Genomic DNA, 18,674 nt, shown 5'->3' with positions numbered 1-18,674 from the left:
CGGGTCAGCGTCGAACGCGCAGCACTCCCGCCTGCTCGGTGAGCTGCTCGCCGGCCAGTCCGGTTTCCTCGGCCAGATCCTCGATACCGAAGGTGTGCCACTCGCTGACATTGCGGACCGTCCGCGCCGGCGCCGCGTCTCCGGTGACGTGCCATGTCGAGGTCATCCGGATGAGATCGCCGCCGATCGGCTCGGCTTCGATGGTGCCCGCATAGGTCAGATCCCCGATCTGCTCGCGGCCCAACGGCATCGACGGCAGGACGGTGGGCCGCGCGACCGGCAGCAGTTCGACCAGTACCGGCGCGCCCGGAGCCAGGCGGGGCAGCACCCGATCCCACAGCGCTCGGCGGTCCTCGGCGCCGATGTGGCCGAGCACCCCGAACAGGATCAGCGCCGCGATCGACTCGGGCAGCCGCACCGATTCCGCGGGTTCCGGGACGATGGTGACCCGGCGGCGCAGGTCCTCGTCGGCGAGCACGTCGTGGGTCAGCACCGCGCGCATCGCCGGAGAGGGTTCGCTCGCCAGGATTTTCGCGGTCGGCAGCACCTCGGCCACCACCCGGCAGGTTCGTCCCGTCCCCGCTCCGATGTCGACCACCGTGCCCGCGTCCGGATCGACCTCCGCGAGGATCTTGCGCAGCGCCGCTTCGCCTTCCGCGTGCGCGCGGGGAACGAGGTCGTAGAACTCGGCCACGGGGGAGTAGTAGTCGTCCATGCGCATCTCCTGTTTCGTTGTCGCGCAATCTCACTAATGAAAAAGATTATCATTAGCATCTAGATACCCGGTGCCGCTCCATGACCACGACGACGTCTGATTCGTGGCTGCCACGGAGCACGCCCACGCAAGCCAGGGCGAGGCTATGCTGACCTAGAAAAAATACGCGTTCGTAAAATCGAATCACGTGGTGGAGAGTCGGATGTCGCAAGTCAACAAACCGGCCGCCGTCTTGGCGACCGTGGTGATCGTGCAGTTCATGGTGTCGCTGGATCTGTCGGTGGTGAACGTCGCGTTGCCTGCCATCCAGGCCGAGTTCGACATCCCCGCCACCATGCTGCAGTGGGTGGTCAACGCCTACGCGGTGGTCTTCGGCGGTTTCCTGCTGCTCGGCGGGCGGCTCGGCGACGTGATCGGCCGCCGCCGCACGATGATCGCCGGGCTTGCGTTGTTCGGTGTGGCCAGCCTCGCCGGTGGTCTGGCCACCCATGAATCGGTGCTCATCGGTGCGCGTGCGGTGCAAGGTCTGGGCGCTGCCGCGCTCTCGCCGCTGTCGCTGGCGCTGATCACCGTGACGTTCGAGGAGGGGCACGCTCGAACCAAGGCCGTGGGCCTGTGGGCGGCGGCGACCATGCTCGGCGGCGCCCTCGGCGTCGTCGCCAGCGGTCTGCTCACCGATTTCGCCGACTGGCGGTGGGTCCTGTTGATCAACGTCCCGATCGTGCTCGCCGCGCTGGGCACCGCCGTGCGGGGCATCGGCGGCGCGGTGGAGCAGCAGCGGCCCCGGCTCGACGTCATCGGCGCCGTACTGGTCACCGCGGCCATGCTGCTGCTGATCTTCGGCGTTGTTCGCACCGACGAACACGGCTGGGCATCGGCGGTCACGCTCGGCACGCTCGGCGCCGGGGCGCTGCTGCTGGCCGCGTTCGTCGTGGTGGAACTGCGGGTTCGCGAACCGCTCATGCGTCTCGGTCTGCTCGCGCACGGCAGTGTGGCGGGCGCGAACATCTTCGGCTTCATGATCACCGCGGGTCAGCTGACCGCGTTCTACTTCGTCTCGCTGCACATGCAGTCGGTGCTGCGGTATTCGCCGGCCGTCGCGGGTGTCTGCTTCGTTCCGTTCGCGCTCGGCGCCGTGGTCGGCATGCGCCTCGTCGCGCCGATCGTGGGCCGGTTCGGCTACCGAGCGGCCCTGGTGACGGGCGGCCTGCTCGGCGCGGTCGGCATCGCCTGGTTCGGTGCGGGTGGACCGGGCGGTAGCTTCCTCACCGACATCCTCGGCCCGTCGATCGTGGCCAGCGTCGGCATCGGTATCAGCTTCGTGGTCATGGGAACCATCGCGATGCGCGGTGTGTCCGCCGAGGAGGCCGGCATGGCCTCCGGCCTGCTGAACAGCTCCCGCCAACTCGGCGGCGCGCTCGGCCTGGCGGTGCTCACCACGGTGGCCGCCACCGTCGCGGGTGACGACCGCTCGCCCGCCGGGCTGAGCGACGGCTACTCCGTCGCGTTCCTGCTCGGTGGCCTGCTGATCGCCATCGGAACGGTGATCGCGGGCCTGCTCGTCCCACGGACGGCCGCCGAGCCGAAGGAGAATGCCGTCGCGGTACAGGAGGTCCGGTCATGACCGGCGACACGGAGTATTCGCCGTCCGCGCAGTAGCTGCACCTGCTCTCCGCGCCGGCCTGGCCCGTGCCTGCCGAGTGGCTCGCCCCGCTGTCGGTGCGGCGGGCAGCGGCGCGGACGAGGGCGCTGTGGTGAAGTTCGGTGCGGGCACGGCACGGGCTCGGCGCGGAGGTGCTGCTGTGACACTTCGCTGCCGCCCCGATCGTGGTGGCCGAGCCTTCGGCGCACCTGCGCGGTGCTGCCGGCCCGGCTGCCCGGCGGCGATCGGGTAGGGGTATGCCCGGGCGGGCTGGAAGACGTTGCGCAGCCGGATGTTCGAACCTCGCCGCTGTCGGGTTTCCCACCGGTGACTCACATCGCGCTGATGAATATGGTTATCATTACCGATAATGGCCGGAGGGTTTCCGGCCCGCACCGCGACGGCGTAGCCGAGGTCATTGCCTGATCATCCGTCGCTCGATCGTCCCGGAGCCGGCGCGAGGCAGCCGCATTGCGATCATGCCGGTCCACGGGGGAAGGAACGAAGGATGACCGCGCAGACGGTGGGGCACCTGGTGCTCGGCCTCGCCATCATCGTCGTGCTCGCGCGGCTCTTCGGTCGCTTGGCGCGATGGATCGGGCAGCCACCGGTGGTCGGTGAGATCGTGGCGGGAATCCTGCTGGGACCCACCCTGCTCGGCGGTGCGCTGACCGATGCCGTGTTCCCCGCCGACATCCGCCCGTCCCTGCAGGCGCTGGCGACCGTCGGCGTGGTGCTGTTCATGTTCCTCGTCGGGCTCGAGCTGGACGGCTCGCTACTGCGCGGGCGCGGGCGCACTGCTTCGGGCGTCGCCGTCGCTTCGATCGTGCTGCCGTTCGGGCTCGGGGCCGTGCTGGCGCTGCACCTGCTGAACCGGCATCACACCGAAAACCGCCTCGCATTCGTGCTTTTCCTCGGCGCGGCGATGTCGGTCACCGCGTTCCCGGTGCTGGCACGCATCCTCACCGACCGTGGGATGCTGCACACCGGGGTCGGTGCGCTGGCCGTGGCCGTCGCGGCAGTCGACGACGTCGTGGCCTGGTCGCTGCTGGCCGTGGTGGCGATGGTGGCGGGCGGCGACACGGAGCCGTGGCGGATCGCGCTCATCGTGCCGTTCGTCGCAGTGTTGTTCGGTGTGCTGCGGCCGCTGCTGGCGCGGTGGGGCGCGTGGGCGGACGGGCGTGAGCGCGCCGAGCGGCCGATGCGCACCATCCTGGCGAGGGCGGGTGCCACGGCGGTGCTGGCCCTCGGCCTCGCGCTGTGCGCTTCGGCGACCGAGTGGATGGGCCTGCATCTGATATTCGGCGCCTTCCTGTTCGGTGTCGTGATGCCGCGCGAGGCCGGACGCCGGCTCCGCTCGTGCGCGCTGCCGCTGATCGAGCGGGTGTCCGCCCTGCTGTTGCCGGTGTTCTTCGCCATCGCCGGCCTCGCCGTCGACCTCTCGACACCGACCGGCGTCGCCCTCACCGATCTGCTGCTCATCCTGTTGGTCGCCATCGGGGGCAAGGGAATCGGTGCCTATCTCGGCGCCCGGGCGCACCGGGTGCCACCGCGCGATGCGAGCACACTCGCGATCCTCCTCAACACCAGAGGGCTGACCGAGCTGATCGCCCTGACTCTCGGCTTGAAGCTCGGCGTCATCGGCTCCGAGCTGTACTCGCTGATGGTGGTGATGGCACTGGTGACGACGGCGATGGCGGGCGTACTGCTGCCGCGGGTCCACCCGGCACGACAGCTGCCGGAACCTGCCCGCGGCCACCCCGACCTGAAGGAAGCCGCCGGGCGGTGAGCGTCATCGTGTTGGCGCGGTGCACGATGCCGAGGCGATCAGGCGCGGTAGCCGTCGGTGCCGGCCCGGGACATGACGATCGTCGGGACCACGGCACGGGCGGACAACCGCAGCAGGGAGTCGACCATCTCGACCACGTCGTCGACCGCGAGCATGTGCTCGGGTGGAATGCGGTCGTGGATCCAGGCGCTCATCTCGGTGTCGACGTAGCCGGGGGCGATCGCCGTGGCGGTGACGCCATTGCCCGATTCTTCGGTGTTGAGGGTGGTGAGCAGCGAAATGAGGGCTGCTTTGGCGGCGCCGTAGACTGACAGGCCCGCCTCGGCGTACACCCCGGTGATCGAGGCGAGGGCGATCACCTTCGCGCCACGGGCCGGGTGGGCGGCGGCGCTCGCGCGCAGCAGCGGCAGGGCGCCTTGGACGAGTTGCAGTGGGGCGCGGACGTTCACGGCGAAGGTCTTGTCGTAGCGACGCATCGAGGACTCGGCCAGCGAGCCACCGGTGCCGACTCCGGCGTTGAGGATCAGCGCCGACATGGTGGCGAACCGGTCCGTGTGCGCATCGAGCACGCGAGCGATCCCGTCCTCGTCGGACATGTCCGCGGCGACGGTGACGACCTCGGGTGCGCCCGCGGCGCGCAGCTGCGCGGCCACCGAGTCGAGGCGGTCGGCGTCGCGGGCGGTGATGGTGAGGGAAAAGCCTTGCTGGGCCAGCCGGTTCGCGATGCCGAGGCCGATTCCGCGGGACGCACCGCTGATCAGCGCGGTGGTGGAACTGCTCACGTTCGTGCTCCCTTCAGTGCACGCAGGCCGGCGGCCATGAATTCCGGCGTCGCGTCGGCCGCGCGTTCGGCGGCCGCGCCGGAATCGGAGCCGAGGCGGGCGCGGTGGGTGATGCCCTCGCCGATGATGCCGAGTTTGAAGTTGGCCAGGGCGAGGTAGAAACCCCAGTCGTCGAGGTCGTGGCCGGAGGCTGTGGCATAGGCCTGGGCGAGCGCGTCGGGCGTGGGTAGCCGGTCGCTGGTCCAGGCCGCCGCGGAGCCGAGGACCAGGTCGAAGGCCGGTGATCGGTAGACACACATCAGCGCGACATCGGTGAGGGGGTCACCGATCGTGGACAGCTCCCAATCGACCACCGCGCGCACCCGTGCCGGGTCGTCGGTGTCGAGGATGGTGTTGTCGATACGGAAGTCGCCGTGCACGATCGCGGCCGTCGACCGGGTCGGCACCGCGTCCGTGAGGGCGGCGTGCAAGGTCGCCACGTCGGGCAGTTCGCGGGTCTTCACCCGATCCCATTGCGACGCCCACAGTTTCACCTGGCGGGTGAGGAAGCCGTCCGGGCGGCCGAACTCGGCGAGGCCGACGGCGGCGGGTTCGACGGCATGCAGATCGGCGAGCACCCGGACCAGTGCGTCCGCGCTCGCGTCGACCTGCTGATCGGTGAACGCGGCGAGGTCGTCGTGATCGCGGACCACCGTTCCGTCGACGAATTCGACAACGGTCATCGGCGCGCCGAGCGTCGCACCGGCGGCGTCGAATGCAATCGTCGCGGCCACGGGCACCGCCGTGCCCTGCAACACACTGGTGACGGTGTACTCGCGCGCCATGTCATGCGCCGACGGGGTGAGCCCGGCGACGGGCGGGCGGCGCACCACCCAGCGCGACACGTCATCGGCGGCGGTGAACGTCAGATTCGATCGGCCACCACTGATCAGCTCGACGCGGAGTTCGCCCCGCACCTCCACTCCCTGCTCGCGGAGAAAGCGGGCCAGCGCGGCGACATCCATACCGGGCAGCGTCATGCCGACTCCCGCCCGGCCCGCCTGGCGGCGCGCACCGCGCGCTTGGCGATGGCCCACCGGTGCACTTCGGAGGGCCCGTCGTAGATCCGAAACGGGCGCACCTCGCGCGCGAGGCGCGCCAACGGCAGGTCGGCGGCCACGCCGAGACCGCCGCACATCTGCATGCTGCGATCGACGATGCGGAAGATCGCCTCGGCGGCGAAGGTTTTCGCGATCGAGGTCGCGTCGCCGGCGGGTTCGCCACGGTCGAGTTCCCAGCAGGCGCGGGTCAGCAGGGCGCGGGTGGCGGCGATGTCGATTTCGTTGTCGGCGATCATCTGCTGGACCATGCCGAGATCGCCGAGGCGCGAGCCGAAGCCGTGTCGTTCGGCGACGTGGGCCACGGCCACATCATGGCCGCGGCGTGCGGCACCGAGCCAACGCATCACGTGTGTCATGCGGGCGGGGCCGAGCCGGACCTGGGCGTAGTCGAAGCCCCGGTCCACCTCCCCGAGTACCGCCGAATCCGGGACGAGGAGATCGTCGAAGAACACCTCGCAGTGACCGCCGATCATCGATTTGTCGAGCGTGTCGAGATGACGACCGACGCGCAGACCGGCGGTGTCGGCGGGGGCGAGGAACATCGTCGCGCCGCCGCGGTCGCCGGGCTCACCGGAGGTGCGGGCCATGATGATGAAGAAGTCGGCTCCGTCGGCACCTGTGATGAACCACTTGTGCCCAGTGATCCGCCAGCCGCCCGCGGCACGGACCGCTCGGGTGGTCAGCGCGGACGGGTCCGATCCCGCGCCCGGTGCCGGTTCGGTCATCGCGAACGCCGAACGCACCTCACCACGGGCGAGCGGGGCGAGAAAACGCTGCTTCTGGTCGGGATCGGCGATGTGGGCGAGCATATGCACGTTGCCCTCGTCCGGCGCGGCGATATTGAGCGCCGTCGGGCCGAACAACGAGTAGCCGGCCTCTTCGAACACCGGGGCGCGGTCGCACATGCCGAGCCCGTGGCCGCCGTATTCGACCGGCGCGTGCGGGGCGAAAATACCCGCATCCCGGGCGGCCCGCTGCAATTCGAGACGCAACCGCTCACCACCACCCGCGGCGATGTCACCGTCGTGCGCATCCTCGACCGGCAGCACGCGCTCACGGATGAACGCGCGGGTGCGGTCGGCCAGATCACGCACCTCGGGCGGAGGGGACAGATCGATCGCCACGGCTCAACTCCTCGACATCACGGGCCGAACGTTCGTTCGGCGGTGGGGCTGCCACGAGGGTGGCACAGTCGGATCTTTCCTGTCAAAGACGGATTTTCGTCGGCCGTTGCTGTTCAGCTATCCTGAACACATGCCGGATTTGGGTGTCAATCAGCAAGAGATCGGGGCGCGGGTACGTCAGGCGCGGACCGCGGCGGGCTTGTCGCTGCGCGACACCGCACGGCGCATCGGTGTCAGCCCGGCGACACTGAGCGCGATCGAGAACGGCAAGACCGGCGCATCGGTCGCCCGCCTGATGGCTCTTGCCACCGAGCTCGGTACGACGGCTTCCTGGCTGATCGTCGGCGGGCCGACGAGCCGAACCAGCGAGTCCTGCCGATACCGGTCCGATGCGGTTGCCGGCATCGACGTCGAGGCCGACCAGGACGCCGGCGACAGCATGTTCAGCTCGTGGCGCGAGTTCCCCCCGCTGGCCATCGATCCTGTGCTCGCCGCCGCGATCGACTCGTTCGTCGACACCGGCTACCACGGGGCCACCATGCGCTCGATCGCGGACCGCGCGGGCATGAGCGTGCCCGGCGTCTACCACCACTACCGGGACAAGCAGGATCTACTGGTCCGCGCCCTCGACCTGACCATGGATGAACTGCATCGACGGGTCCGCGCCGCCCGTCGTGACGCCACCACCGGTCTCGAACGGCTGACGCGCGTCGTCGAATCCCTGGCGCTGTTCCATACCCACCGCCGCGAACTCGCCTTCATCGGCGCCAGCGAGATGCGCAGCCTGAACCCTGTCGATCGGCAGCGGATCACCGCCTCCCGCAACGAGCTTCAATACCTTCTCGACGCCGATATCGGTGCCGCACTCGCCGAGGCGAACCTGCCCGCGGAGGATGCTCGGGTGGCGGGCAGGGCGATCGCGACGATGTGTACCGCGTTGCCGCAGTGGTTTCGGCTCGACGGCCCGGCCGCCCCGGAACAGATCGCCGCCGAGTACGCGGACTTCGCGCTTCGCATGCTGCGCCTCCGGTAGGCGATGGCGCGGAACGTGCTACGGGTTCGTGCCGACAGAGCGCACTTCGCCTCGGCCCTGGCGCACTCTTTCGGGCCGTATTCGACAATCTGGCCGCCGAGGCCGCCAAGCCGTGTGCCCTCGGATGCGATCGGGCATCATGGCCGGCATGCACGACTGGCCCGCACCCGACTCCGGTGAGATCCCGACGCCGGAGTCGGTCGCCGCGTGGGTAGCGCTCGATACTCTCCCGTCCGAACGAATCCCACTCTGGGCAGCGCATTGGCTGACGCAGGGCTACGACGGTGAAACGCTGCGGGTGTTGGCCGGGTTGAGTGGCGCGGATCCTCACGAGGTCCGCGACATTCTGCCCGCGGCGCTGACCTACTGCGGCGCAGCCATCCCGGACTCGAACGCAGCCGCGGCCCACGTCGCGTTTACCACACTCGCCCGCATGCACGCCGACAACCGAGCAACCGAGAGATGGGTACTCGCCAAGGTGTGCGAGATCGTCGCCCGGTCCGACTATGCCGACAGCGTCATCGCACTTCCGCTCGGCCGAATAGTCCATCTCGAAGACGAGTGGGTAGGGGGCTGGGGCCGAACGGAACAGCAACTCGAGCGTGCGATACAGAACGCATGCAGAACTCAACTCGCCACGAGTCACGCAGCACACGACCACTGATCCAGCCGCGCCCTCGAGCGGCTCGTGGGCGGTTCGGAGAAGCCTACGCGCGCTCCCCGCTGCTCCGCCTCGACCACAACAACTGCCGTGCCTGGACGACATCGCCGCCGGCGACAGGCAGCGGCCAGATCAAAATTCGCTGGCGAGACGACGGCATGATCGGTTCACTGAACCAGTGATCCCACTCGATACCCGGCCGCTGTTTCCGCTGGAACGGCAGATGTTGCTGGAGCTGCTGCGGTCGCTGGACGCGGCCGACTGGGCGAAGCCGACCATCTGCCCCGGCTGGACGGTTCATGACGTGACGGCGCACATCCTCAACGACTATCTGCGGCGGATCTCCGGCGGTCGCGATGGTCACGCGGGCGCCATCTTCGAGGACGACGAAACCTTGCCTGCCTATCTGGCACGGGTCAACGATGAGTTCGTTCGCGCGATGCGTCAATGTAGCCCGCAGCTGATGATCGACCTGCTGGACCATCTGGGCCCGCAGCTGGATCGTCTGTGGGCGGCAACCGATCTCGAGGGACCCGCCGCCCTCGACGTCTCCTGGGCAGGTTCAGGTGACAGCCCGGCCTGGCTCGACATCGCACGTGAACACACCGAATTCTGGGTCCATCAGCAGCAGATCCGGGACGCGGTATCCCGCCCGGGTGCGGACGAGGTATCGATGATGCATCCGGTGCTCGTCACGTTCCTGCACGCACTGCCGACCGCCCTGCGGGAACGCACTCGCCAGTCCGGAACCGCAGTACGATTCGAGATCACCGGTCCGGCAGGGGGCTGCTGGACGGCCGTGTCCGACGGCGCGAACTGGAAACTCACTGTTACGCCGAGCACAGCGCCCGCCGCGTCCGTGCGAATGAATCAGGACACGGTCTGGCGGCTGGCCACCCGCGGGATCACAGTCGACGACGCACGACGACGTGCCGATCTCGACGGCGACCCCGAACTGACCGACGCGGCAACGACATTGCTGGCCGTCGTCGCCTGAATCGAAGTCTCGGCACCGACAGTCTGCCGCCCGCGTCGCGCCTCGGCGGTGCCGCACGATATCCGCATATGTCGCTTATCGCGCGGTTGTCTCGGCCTCGAGCCGATGTAGGCCGTGCTCGGGCGCTCGTTGCCGTGCGAAGGTGCTGCGGTACTGGCGTGGGGTGACCCCGGCCAGCCGGCGGAAGTGAGTGCGGAAGGTGCTGGGGCTGGTGAATCCCACCTGGACGGCGATGCGATCGATGGGATGGTCGGTGGTTTCGAGGAGTCCTTGCGCATGGCGCACACGGACTCCCGCCACCCATTCCATCGGGCTTTGCCGGGTGACGGCGCGGAAGTGCCGGTTCAGCGTCCGCACACTGGTGTGCGCGGCGGCTGCGATAGCGGTCAGCGACAAACTGTTGTCGTGGGCGTTCTCCTCGATCCACGTCAGCACCTCGTCGAGGGATGACGCGAGCCCTGCCGGGCGGTTGCGGACGATGAACTGCGCTTGTCCCCCGGCGCGGTGCAAGGGGGCGACGGCTACGCGCGAGGTATCCGCGGCCACCGCGGCGCCGTGGTCTCGTCGGACGATATGCAGGCAGAGGTCGAGCCCGGCCGCTGCGCCGGCCGAGGTGAGGATGTCACCGGTGTCGACAAACAGCACCTGCGGGTCCACCTCGACCGCCGGGTAGCGTTCGGCCAGCAGGTCGGCGGCCGCCCAGTGTGTGGTCGCGCGACGTCCGTCGAGTAACCCCGCTTCGGCCAGCGTCAGAGCGCCGACGCAGATCGAGGCGATTCGGGTTCCGGCCCGCGCCGCTGCCCGCAGGGCGTCGAGGACCGGCGGCGGTGTGGCCACCGAGATGTCGTTGCGGCCCGGAACGATGATGGTGTCTGCTCGATCGAGCACGTCGAGGCCCGAATCGGCCGCGATGCGGAACGAGCCCGCGGTGACGGTTGCCCGGTCGCTACATACGACTACCCGGTAGGCCGGGCGGCCGTTCCGCAGGCGGGCGCGGCCGAAAACCTCGACCGGTGTGGCGAGATCGAACGCGATCACATCAGGGACGGCGATGACCGCGACAGTGTGCATTGGCAGGAGTCTGCCAGGGGCGACTGTACCGCCCGTGCGCCGCGTTCGAGGTGGCCAGATCCAGTCGGAATGTGGCACTGCTGCCACTGGTCGCGGATAACCGGCGAAACCAGAATTGCGGTTGATGAATCACGAATCCGATGAGGCCGCAGGGCCCCCTATCGCTCAGATCGTGCTCTTCGACGGTTTCGACCCACTCGATGTGATCGCGCCGTTCGAGGTGCTCGCCGCGGGAAGTGACGTGCTCGGAGGAGCTTTCGATGTCGAACTCGTCTGCGCGGACGGGCCCGGCCCGGTCGTGTCCGGCACCCGTGGACTCACGCTGACCGCGACGTCGGCCCTCGACCCCCGCCGTCGCGGCTACTTCATCGTGCCGGGCGCATCCGGCCCGGTCGATGGCGACCCGGACGCAGGCGATGAAACGATCCCGGTGCTGTTGGCCAGGTTCGCCGACAGCGCGGCTATCCCACTGATCGGCCAGGCACTGGCCGATCCGCATATGCAGGTCTGGACCGTGTGCGGTGGCTCGCTCGGGCTGGCGATGGCAGGTCTGCTGGAGGGCCGCCACGCCACCACCCACCATCTGGGTATCGACGTGCTCGAAGCCACCGGAGTCACTCCAGTGCGCGCGCGGGTGGTCGACGATGGCGACCTGGTGTCCGGTGGCGGGGTTACCTCCGGTCTGGACGTGGCACTGTATTTACTCGATCGCGAGTTCGGTCCCTCGGTCGCCCGAGCGGTCGAAGACCTCTTCGAATACGAGCGCCGAGGCACCATCTGGCAGGTACACCGGGAACTGCCCGCATTCAGATGAACGAGCACCCCACCCATCGACCGTAAACGATTGTGAGCCCCATGAGCAGCCTGCCCGGAACCTGGGACCTCGACCTGAAAACCCCTGTGGGAACACTGCACGTTCGATACCACTTCGCAGCGACCGCAGGCGGTTACGCAGGGACCGCTTCCAGTTCGAAGGAAACAGTGCCGCTGTCCGATATCCGCACCACCGCGACAGCCAACGGCCACCGCGTCACCTGGTCGCAGCGAGTGACCAAGCCGATGCGACTCAACCTGGACTTCGACGTCGTCATCACAGGCGCCACCATGTCGGGTCATTCCCGAGCAGGCCGGCTACCACGCTCGACGGTCACCGGGCGCCGGATAGATCCGTAACTGGACCGATCACCTCGGTCACAGAGCTGATCGCCGCACGCGACGACGGTGTGAACCGGCTTGTGAACGAGGCATCACCGTGTGGCAGAGAGCTTCCTGGGCAGCTGCGCCCGCCGACACACTTACCAGGGCACGCAGGAGGATGACTGCGGCACCGCTGGTCCTCGTTTCGGTGCCTGTTGGTGTGCCCGTACAGCGCGCGTCGGCTGGGATCAGGTGAGCGTCGCGTGCTCGCGGACGGTTTGAGCGAACGCGCGAATCAGTGGCGTTTCCTCCGAGGTCTGCCATGCGAAGGCCCATCGAACAGGCGGGGCGTCGAGCACCGGTACGTACACGAGGTTGGGCCACGCGTAGAAGCGGGCAGCCTCGGCTGGAACCGCGAGGGCGGCTTGGCCGGAGGCGACCGCCTTGACCTGGTCGTCCCAGCTCGAGACCTCCGGACCGCGTGGGACCGGGCGACCGGAAGGGGTCCGGAATGGCTGAAACGCGGCTTCCATCGACGCGGGGACCGGCGAGGTCGGGTTGACGAAGGTGAGATCGCCATAGTCCTCCAACCGGACCGATGTTCGGTCGGCGTAAGGGTGGGTTGCGGCCAGCATCAGCAGGATCGCCGAGGTGTGGGTGGCAGGTCCGACGGTGAGGTCCGGTTCGTGGACGGGCAACCACAGATGCGCCATGTCGATCTCGCCCGAGCGGAGCAGGGTGAACGGAGAAACCGGGTTGATATCGCGGTGGTCGATGAGTACGTCCGGGAAGCGGGACCGGAACAGCTCGACAAGCTTGTCGACCATCCAGGCCTGCGGTCCCATGGTGCCCAGTGTCAGGGTCGCGCCGGAGTTCCTTGCGGTCGCCGACGCTGTCTCGATGCCGCGCATGATCGTCCGGTATCCGGCGTGGAGCTCCCGATAGAGCTGCTGCCCGGCGGGAGTGAGGCGGACCTTGCGCGTGGTGCGTTCGAACAGCGCTGTACCGATGCGCCGCTCCTGCTGCTTGATGGCCTGACTCACCCGAGCCGGGCTGACGTGCAGCCGTTCGGCTGCGCGGCCGAAGTGCAGCTCTTGCGCCAACGTCAGAAAGATCTCGATATCCCGTAACTCCACCGGTCCTCCACATTGTGAAGCTGCAGGTTAACAGTCTCGTCAGCGAACTCCTCTTTTTCGAAGCACGCACGCCAACGACACTGACCACTAGCGCAATCTGCGCGAGCATCGCAAAGGATGGAATAGATTTCGATGAGCAACGCCTACCACATCGTCGCTGTCGTCGCCGGACTGTGGATCGGTTTCTCGGGGTTCTCGCTGTTCACGCAACGGCAGTTCGTCATCGAGCCACTCGAGCAATATGGAGTCCCGCGGTCATGGTGGCCCTGGCTGGCCCTGGCCAAATCCGCAGGCGCCCTCGGACTGATTCTGGGACTGTTCATTCCCGCGATCGGTGTCGTTGCCGCGGTGGGCCTGATCCTGTACTTCCTCGGAGCAGCGGCTACCACGGTGCGGGCGCACTCCTACAAGACCACGGTGTTTCCACTGCTGTACCTCGCACCGGCTGCGGCGACGCTGGCGCTTCAGCTGGCCGAGTAGATGCCGGATGCTAGTTCGCCACCGCCGGCGGCGGGTCGCCCACAGGCGCCCACCTCGCCGAGGGAAGACTTCCGGCCGCAGACAGCGACTGCGAACCGGGCTGACCGGTCCTGGCGGTTCGAAGCCCGCCGGCCCCCTTCCGAACACGATGTGCTCGACCCTATCGGGCGCTCATGGCGTCAGCTCCCGGGTCGAAGGGGCCCACCAGGGTTCGGCAGAGCCATGGCCAGTAGCACCAGTACCCCTGCCAGTGGCAGAACCCAGAGCAGGGTGGACGGGATTGCATCTGCCCGATCAGCAGAACGCCCACCACCGTGCCGACCAGCAGGGTCGAGCCGATCACATCGAGCCGGCCCGGTGCTCAGGACGCGGCAGCCGAAGCACTAGCGCAACGAGAACCGCTGCGAGCGCGCCCAGCGGCACGTTGATGTAGACGATCCAGCACCAACCGACGGTGTCGGTGATCAAGCCGCCCAGCAGCGGGCCGCCGACGGCGGCGATGGCGAAGATGGCGCCCACCGCGCCTTGTACTCGCCCGCGGAGCTCGACCGGGAACAGTTCCGCGAGGGCGATCGTCGGGACGGCGAACAACGCGCCGGCACCGATATCGGGCAGGGCGATGCTGACGATCGTCTGGTCGAGCACCGAGAGCAGCATGCCGATCGCCAGGCCCGCCGTCGCCAGCGCGACATTGCTCGGGTTGGGCGAGCCGAGCGCCGACGGTCACCGTTGTGGTGGTCGACATGTCAATTCCTCTCGGCAGCAGGGTGTTTCGGCAGCCCCAAGCCCTGGCGGAGCGATTCTTGATCGTTCGTACTGGCCGGGCACCGTTGAGTTTGTTGCTCAGCTGGGTGAGCAGGGTTCGGGTCGGACCGGCGGCGAGGGTGCGCAGGTCGGCGACGAGCTGGGTCAGGTCGCCGGCGGTCTCGATCGGACGCGCCCGTCTCGCTCAGACCGAAGTCGACCTCGATCAGACCGGTGAGCACCGAGTCGAGTGCGAGCCGTTCCCGCGCGACTGAGGTCGCGCCGTCGCCGCTTTGCCCGAGCAGGGTGCGGATCTTCGTCTCCGGCACGTAGGCCATGCGTCGTCGCCCGCTGCGGCGAAGGGCTGGATCTGTCCGTTGAGCCAGCGCGACAGCGCGGTGACCGCGGCCGCGTCGGCGCGGTAGGCCTCGACCAGCCGATAGTAGCGGGCGGTGTGTGCAATTCGCACCGCGATCCTCGCCAATCTGCCACGTCTCACCATGGTGACCCGATGAAGGGATGGCGATAGTGGAGGAAGAGATAGTGCACCGGCAACGGTCCCGATTACGTGATCTCAGCGCGGCTTCTACCGCACCGTCATACCCACGATTCGAGGGAGATCGAAGAGCATGAGAACCGACGCCACCAGGTACAGCAATTTCACCGGCTGGATCGATCGCCCGGACGATGTGCGACCCGCCTTGGACGGTGACCTCACCTGCGACATCGCCGTCGTCGGCGGCGGCATGGGCGGCATGGCCACCGCCCTGCGCCTCGCCGAGCGCGGCCAGGACGTCGTCCTGCTGGAGGCCGAGTTCTGCGGTTACGGCTCGGCCTCACGCAACGGCGGTCAGATCGCCGGGGCGCCGGGTGGGGACCTGCGAATGCTCGGCCTGTTCTCCAGCAGCAAGCTGTCGGTGATGGCCAAGCTGGCGGAGCACGCGGGCCACTACGTGGAAGATCTCATGAAGACCCACGACATCGACTGCGACTATGTGCCGAACGGTCTGGTGTGGGGTGCGGTCTCTCCCATCATGATGCTCCGCGTCCGCACACAGGCGGCGATTCTGCGCGCCGTCGGCGGGAAGGGGACCGTCGGCAACCGTGAACAGCTCGGCCTGCCGACCGGCTTCGTGGGCGGCATGCGAGAGAGCATCGGCGGCATGCTGAACCCGGGCAAACTCGCCCGCGGTGTACGGCGCGCCGTGCTCGACTCGCCGGTCAGGCTCTACGAGCGGACCCCGGTGAGCGATGTGCGCAGGACGGGCGGCATCGTCGAACTCGCCACCCCGAACGGCACGGTGCGGGCGAACAAGGTGGTGCTGGCGACCAGCGCCTACGCCGGCGAATGGGATATCACGCCCAAGAATCTCTCGGTGCCGCTGTACGTCATCGAGATCGAGACCGAACCCATCGCGCCCGAGCGGCTCGCCGAGCTGGAGTGGACCAGCCGGTCGGGCATCATCACCCAGCATCAGGTCATGACCCACTACCGGCTCACCGAGCGCAACACCATCGTCTGTGGGGTCCGCAGGCCGGAGCGCGGCGCGGGCTACCCGCTGCCGGATCGGGTTCCGTCCCCGAGCCTCGTGAAGGACATGGCGGCCGACCTGGCCGTCCGGTTCCCGACGCTGGCCGACGTATCCATCGCGCAGGCCTGGGGCGGTTGGATCGGCATCAGCGCGGACTGGCTGTCGGTCGCGGGCCAGGTGGGCAACAACGTCTACTACTCGATGGCCTGTAATGGCCACGGCCTCTGTCAGGTTCCGTATGTGGGCAAGATGCTGGCCGACTACATCGTCGACGACGAGATGCCGGAGGATCTCGCAGGCATCTGGTCGGACGTCTCGAAGTACCCGGCATCGATGGACGTGGTCATGAACCCGTTGGTGCTGCGGCTCGTCTGGAGCGTGGACCGGATGAACGATTTCTTCAGCGGCAGCAAGGCGCTGGCGCGGCGGCAGCTGCGTCGCCGAGGACGTGCGAAGCGCTGAGGTGAGGTCGCCTCCGCTGGCTCAGGCAGCTGGAGCGGGGGCGACCCTGCCGTCGCCAGCGGGCGCCGGTCAGCCCGTGCCGCGGATCCGCAGGACCGTCAACGCCGTCGCGACTTCGGTCGGCCGGTCGGCGAAGGGTCGGGGGAGGAGTTCGTCGACGCGGGCGAGCCGCCGGTCGATCGTGTTGCGGTGGGTGAACAGCCGATCCGCGGTACTCGACCGGTTGAGGCCTTCCTCGACGTAGGTGAGTACGGTCTGATGCAGGACCGGGCTCGCGGCCTCGAAGTCGCCGAGGACATCGGTGACGAACTGATCGAGCTGGCTGACATCGGCCGACATCAGGTCGATCATCTGGACGTCCTCGTAACGGATCACGGCCAGGTTCGAGCGGAGCCGTGACAGAAGGCGTTGCGCCGCCGCGGCATCCAGGTGAGTTCGCCGGAATCCGTTGATACCCGATGCCGCGCGGCCGAGCGCCACGCGAGCACGGGGGTGCCGACTGAGCATCTCCTCGAGATCCGCGGCGGGCGGCACTGTTTTCGCCGGAATCCACAGCCACTGCGCAGCGGTCCCGGCCACCACGGTGAGTCGGCTCGCCGCGCCGCAGGCCCGCATCAACTGCTCGCTCACGGCTTCCAGCGCGTGCGCGTCGCGCTCCGAATCCGTCCACACCACAGCGCCGATGTGCGAGCCGGTCAGCGCGTATCCCAGCTGGGCCTCGGCCCGTGCCGGCGCGATGTCGGCACCCTGCAGCAGCAGTTCGACGGTGGCGTAGCGCTGCAGTTGCGCGCCGCCGGCGAACTCTTCGCGGACATCGTCGACCTGCTGTGCGAGTGCCGCGATGGCGTCGTCGACGGCGGTGGTCAGCGAGCAGGCCGAGACCGCGACGAGCGACTCGAGCTCGTCGAGATCGCGGGCTACCCTGAAGCATTCGGCGAGCCACCACCGCCACACGACGTACTGTCCGGCCCGCCACGAGGTGACCTCGTCGGTGGTGAGGCCGCGGAGAACGACGTTGCGCGCGTAGGTACGCGTCTCCTCGCTGTCCGGTGGCGGGACCCGCGCGCCGGGTGCGGCGATGTTCGACGTGAGCCACTTCTTGAGGGCGAAGACGCCGACGCGGTCGCTGGACTCGGCCAGCACGGGGTCCTGTGCGATCGCCAGGTAACGGGGGTCCCGGAGCGTCGCCTCCTCCATGTCGGCCAGGATCTCGGTGTGCCTGGTGAGCATGGTCTCGGCGACGTCGCGGAAGAGTTCGCGCACCCGGTCGGAGGGCTCGGGCCACAGCTCGTCGGATGTCACGGTCATTCCATCAACCTCCATCGCTCGCCGTGACAACGAGTATGCGCCGCCGCCCCGGCGATCGGGCGGCGCGCGCGGACCGCACGAGTCAGTCGAGACCCAGGTACTCGCCGAGCTCGCGGTAATCGACCTGCCAGAGGCCGGGCGACCCCAGTGGGTACTGGGACCGGAAGCCGAGGATGCGCTGCACGCGCTCGGGCAGGGTCTTCACGATGTCCCGGTCCACGAGGAAGGGATACGCCTCCTCGCCGACCAGGTAGCCGGGGTTGAAGGCGAACGCGAGCCCGCGGCGGTACTGGTCGGTCGTGATATTGGCACCGCCGCCGTGGGCGGTCTTGCCACTGAAGAACAGTGCGTCGCCGGCCTTCATCGTGGCCGGGACGGTCTGATCCGGGGTGCCGCGGTCCTGGAAGTCCGGCCAGTGATTGCTGCCGGGGATGACGCGGGTGGCGCCGTTCTCCTCGGTGAAGTCGGTCAGTGCGATGAGGAAGTTGACGGTCACCTCCGGGCCGGCGGGACCCATCCCGACGAACGGGAACCAGTTCTCCAGGTCGCGGTGGAGCATCTGGGCGCGGTTGCCGGGGCCGATCTCGATGACCTGGGCGGTGGTCATCCAGAACGTGCCGGACTCCTCGAGGAAGGTCGCCTCGCACAATGCGTGCACCAGGTCGTGGTCGATCACCTCCTCCCGGAACACCTGGCTGTGCGTGACGAGGTTGGTCAGGCGTTTGGTGTTGGCGCCGTGGAACTCGTTGACGATCTCCAGCTCGTGCTTCCCGCCGGGGGTGAGCGCGGCCAGGGGTTCCTCGATCTGGGCGTTGAACCGCGCGACCTGGTCGGCGGTGAGCAGGCCCTCGATGATGACGCCGCCGTCGCGATCGACGATCTCTCGGATCTCGGTGATGCCGGTCGTGTTGCCGACTCGCTGGAGAGTCGCATCGACTGATGTCATGGTGTGTTCCCTTCT

18 protein-coding genes are annotated in these 18,674 nt (G+C 68.3%); 9 read left to right on the top strand and 9 right to left on the bottom strand.

The features are described 5' to 3' along the window. Nucleotides 1-4 precede the first annotated feature (4 nt). Nucleotides 5-715, bottom strand: a complete 711-nt coding sequence (locus AC4HOU_RS01220; protein WP_163813160.1) for a class I SAM-dependent methyltransferase — start codon at nt 713-715, stop codon at nt 5-7. A 202-nt stretch (nt 716-917) separates the two neighbouring features. On the opposite strand from AC4HOU_RS01220, the gene AC4HOU_RS01215 reads away from it, so the two are divergent. Together AC4HOU_RS01215 and AC4HOU_RS01210 are read left to right on the top strand one after the other, a co-directional pair. Then, on the top strand, nt 918-2,339 hold the full coding sequence (locus tag AC4HOU_RS01215; protein ID WP_490724007.1) for an MFS transporter: 1,422 nt from the start codon (nt 918-920) through the stop codon (nt 2,337-2,339). A gap of 526 nt (nt 2,340-2,865) precedes the next feature. Beyond that, nucleotides 2,866-4,146 (top strand): cation:proton antiporter domain-containing protein, encoded by a 1,281-nt coding sequence (locus tag AC4HOU_RS01210; protein WP_490724006.1) that lies wholly within the window; start codon nt 2,866-2,868, stop codon nt 4,144-4,146. A 38-nt stretch (nt 4,147-4,184) separates the two neighbouring features. Here AC4HOU_RS01210 and AC4HOU_RS01205 read toward each other — a convergent pair whose 3' ends face one another. From AC4HOU_RS01205 to AC4HOU_RS01195, 3 genes are read right to left on the bottom strand one after another with little or no spacing between them, the layout of a single operon-like run. Beyond that, nucleotides 4,185-4,928: an SDR family NAD(P)-dependent oxidoreductase gene (locus AC4HOU_RS01205; RefSeq protein ID WP_490724005.1), complete on the bottom strand. Its 744-nt coding sequence runs from the start codon at nt 4,926-4,928 to the stop codon at nt 4,185-4,187. Continuing rightward, a complete protein-coding gene (locus AC4HOU_RS01200; RefSeq protein WP_490724004.1) occupies nt 4,925-5,947 on the bottom strand; it encodes a phosphotransferase family protein in 1,023 nt (340 codons plus the stop codon). The genes AC4HOU_RS01205 and AC4HOU_RS01200 overlap by 4 nt, the downstream gene beginning before the upstream one ends. Then, nucleotides 5,944-7,152, bottom strand: a complete 1,209-nt coding sequence (locus tag AC4HOU_RS01195; protein ID WP_194989574.1) for an acyl-CoA dehydrogenase family protein — start codon at nt 7,150-7,152, stop codon at nt 5,944-5,946. Before AC4HOU_RS01195 ends, AC4HOU_RS01200 begins: the two co-directional genes overlap by 4 nt. Here AC4HOU_RS01195 and AC4HOU_RS01190 point away from each other — a divergent pair. The 3 genes from AC4HOU_RS01190 to AC4HOU_RS01180 all read left to right on the top strand — a co-directional run bounded on the left by AC4HOU_RS01190 (nt 7,088) and on the right by AC4HOU_RS01180 (nt 9,843). Next, on the top strand, nt 7,088-8,185 hold the full coding sequence (locus tag AC4HOU_RS01190) for a TetR-type transcription factor C-terminal domain-containing protein (RefSeq protein ID WP_490724003.1): 1,098 nt from the start codon (nt 7,088-7,090) through the stop codon (nt 8,183-8,185). The genes AC4HOU_RS01195 and AC4HOU_RS01190 overlap by 65 nt on opposite strands. Before the next feature lie 148 nt (nt 8,186-8,333). Beyond that, nucleotides 8,334-8,849 (top strand): hypothetical protein, encoded by a 516-nt coding sequence (locus AC4HOU_RS01185; protein ID WP_490724002.1) that lies wholly within the window; start codon nt 8,334-8,336, stop codon nt 8,847-8,849. A 175-nt stretch (nt 8,850-9,024) separates the two neighbouring features. Continuing rightward, the gene (locus AC4HOU_RS01180; protein WP_490724001.1) at nt 9,025-9,843 is read left to right on the top strand and encodes a maleylpyruvate isomerase family mycothiol-dependent enzyme; all 819 of its coding nucleotides are present in this window, start codon (nt 9,025-9,027) and stop codon (nt 9,841-9,843) included. 75 nt (nt 9,844-9,918) lie between these two features. Here AC4HOU_RS01180 and AC4HOU_RS01175 read toward each other — a convergent pair whose 3' ends face one another. Continuing rightward, nucleotides 9,919-10,914, bottom strand: a complete 996-nt coding sequence (locus tag AC4HOU_RS01175) for a GlxA family transcriptional regulator (protein WP_490724000.1) — start codon at nt 10,912-10,914, stop codon at nt 9,919-9,921. A 124-nt stretch (nt 10,915-11,038) separates the two neighbouring features. Between AC4HOU_RS01175 and AC4HOU_RS01170 the strand changes: the two genes are divergently transcribed. Together AC4HOU_RS01170 and AC4HOU_RS01165 are read left to right on the top strand one after the other, a co-directional pair. Continuing rightward, nucleotides 11,039-11,728: a DJ-1/PfpI family protein gene (locus AC4HOU_RS01170; RefSeq protein ID WP_490723999.1), complete on the top strand. Its 690-nt coding sequence runs from the start codon at nt 11,039-11,041 to the stop codon at nt 11,726-11,728. A gap of 41 nt (nt 11,729-11,769) precedes the next feature. Then, entirely contained in the window at nt 11,770-12,087 is a 318-nt protein-coding gene (locus tag AC4HOU_RS01165; RefSeq protein WP_163813141.1) for a hypothetical protein, read from the top strand. Nucleotides 12,088-12,299: 212 nt separating this feature from the next. Here AC4HOU_RS01165 and AC4HOU_RS01160 read toward each other — a convergent pair whose 3' ends face one another. Continuing rightward, on the bottom strand, nt 12,300-13,187 hold the full coding sequence (locus AC4HOU_RS01160) for a LysR family transcriptional regulator (RefSeq protein ID WP_194989579.1): 888 nt from the start codon (nt 13,185-13,187) through the stop codon (nt 12,300-12,302). Between the two features lie 132 nt (nt 13,188-13,319). On the opposite strand from AC4HOU_RS01160, the gene AC4HOU_RS01155 reads away from it, so the two are divergent. After that, nucleotides 13,320-13,667, top strand: coding sequence for a DoxX family protein (locus AC4HOU_RS01155; protein WP_163813137.1), 348 nt, complete (start codon nt 13,320-13,322; stop codon nt 13,665-13,667). A 339-nt stretch (nt 13,668-14,006) separates the two neighbouring features. On the opposite strand, the gene AC4HOU_RS01150 is transcribed toward AC4HOU_RS01155, so the two are convergent. Beyond that, nucleotides 14,007-14,351: an MFS transporter gene (locus tag AC4HOU_RS01150; RefSeq protein WP_324197399.1), complete on the bottom strand. Its 345-nt coding sequence runs from the start codon at nt 14,349-14,351 to the stop codon at nt 14,007-14,009. A gap of 689 nt (nt 14,352-15,040) precedes the next feature. On the opposite strand from AC4HOU_RS01150, the gene AC4HOU_RS01145 reads away from it, so the two are divergent. Next, nucleotides 15,041-16,405, top strand: a complete 1,365-nt coding sequence (locus AC4HOU_RS01145) for an NAD(P)/FAD-dependent oxidoreductase (protein WP_195019388.1) — start codon at nt 15,041-15,043, stop codon at nt 16,403-16,405. A gap of 69 nt (nt 16,406-16,474) precedes the next feature. On the opposite strand, the gene AC4HOU_RS01140 is transcribed toward AC4HOU_RS01145, so the two are convergent. Both AC4HOU_RS01140 and AC4HOU_RS01135 read right to left on the bottom strand, forming a co-directional pair. Then, on the bottom strand, nt 16,475-17,713 hold the full coding sequence (locus AC4HOU_RS01140; protein ID WP_228815081.1) for a PucR family transcriptional regulator: 1,239 nt from the start codon (nt 17,711-17,713) through the stop codon (nt 16,475-16,477). An 82-nt stretch (nt 17,714-17,795) separates the two neighbouring features. Continuing rightward, nucleotides 17,796-18,659, bottom strand: a complete 864-nt coding sequence (locus tag AC4HOU_RS01135) for a phytanoyl-CoA dioxygenase family protein (RefSeq protein ID WP_194989583.1) — start codon at nt 18,657-18,659, stop codon at nt 17,796-17,798. Nucleotides 18,660-18,674: the final 15 nt, after the last annotated feature.

Source organism: Nocardia sp. JCM 38205, from assembly GCF_058222935.1.
The sequence above is the reverse complement of the archived record's forward strand: the minus strand, read 5'-3'. Positions and strand labels throughout refer to the sequence as shown.

What these genes read in the sequence shown, in the direction of transcription:
- AC4HOU_RS01165 (WP_163813141.1), top strand. Translation starts at nt 11,770, where the DNA reads ATGAGCAGCCTGCCCGGAACCTGGGACCTCGACCTGAAAACCCCTGTG.
- AC4HOU_RS01140 (WP_228815081.1), bottom strand. Translation starts at nt 17,713, where the DNA reads ATGACCGTGACATCCGACGAGCTGTGGCCCGAGCCCTCCGACCGGGTG.
- AC4HOU_RS01145 (WP_195019388.1), top strand. Translation starts at nt 15,041, where the DNA reads ATGAGAACCGACGCCACCAGGTACAGCAATTTCACCGGCTGGATCGAT.
- AC4HOU_RS01135 (WP_194989583.1), bottom strand. Translation starts at nt 18,659, where the DNA reads ATGACATCAGTCGATGCGACTCTCCAGCGAGTCGGCAACACGACCGGC.
- AC4HOU_RS01220 (WP_163813160.1), bottom strand. Translation starts at nt 715, where the DNA reads ATGGACGACTACTACTCCCCCGTGGCCGAGTTCTACGACCTCGTTCCC.
- AC4HOU_RS01185 (WP_490724002.1), top strand. Translation starts at nt 8,334, where the DNA reads ATGCACGACTGGCCCGCACCCGACTCCGGTGAGATCCCGACGCCGGAG.
- AC4HOU_RS01190 (WP_490724003.1), top strand. Translation starts at nt 7,088, where the DNA reads ATGAACGCGCGGGTGCGGTCGGCCAGATCACGCACCTCGGGCGGAGGG.
- AC4HOU_RS01170 (WP_490723999.1), top strand. Translation starts at nt 11,039, where the DNA reads ATGAATCACGAATCCGATGAGGCCGCAGGGCCCCCTATCGCTCAGATC.
- AC4HOU_RS01215 (WP_490724007.1), top strand. Translation starts at nt 918, where the DNA reads ATGTCGCAAGTCAACAAACCGGCCGCCGTCTTGGCGACCGTGGTGATC.
- AC4HOU_RS01155 (WP_163813137.1), top strand. Translation starts at nt 13,320, where the DNA reads ATGAGCAACGCCTACCACATCGTCGCTGTCGTCGCCGGACTGTGGATC.
- AC4HOU_RS01200 (WP_490724004.1), bottom strand. Translation starts at nt 5,947, where the DNA reads ATGACGCTGCCCGGTATGGATGTCGCCGCGCTGGCCCGCTTTCTCCGC.
- AC4HOU_RS01175 (WP_490724000.1), bottom strand. Translation starts at nt 10,914, where the DNA reads ATGCACACTGTCGCGGTCATCGCCGTCCCTGATGTGATCGCGTTCGAT.
- AC4HOU_RS01210 (WP_490724006.1), top strand. Translation starts at nt 2,866, where the DNA reads ATGACCGCGCAGACGGTGGGGCACCTGGTGCTCGGCCTCGCCATCATC.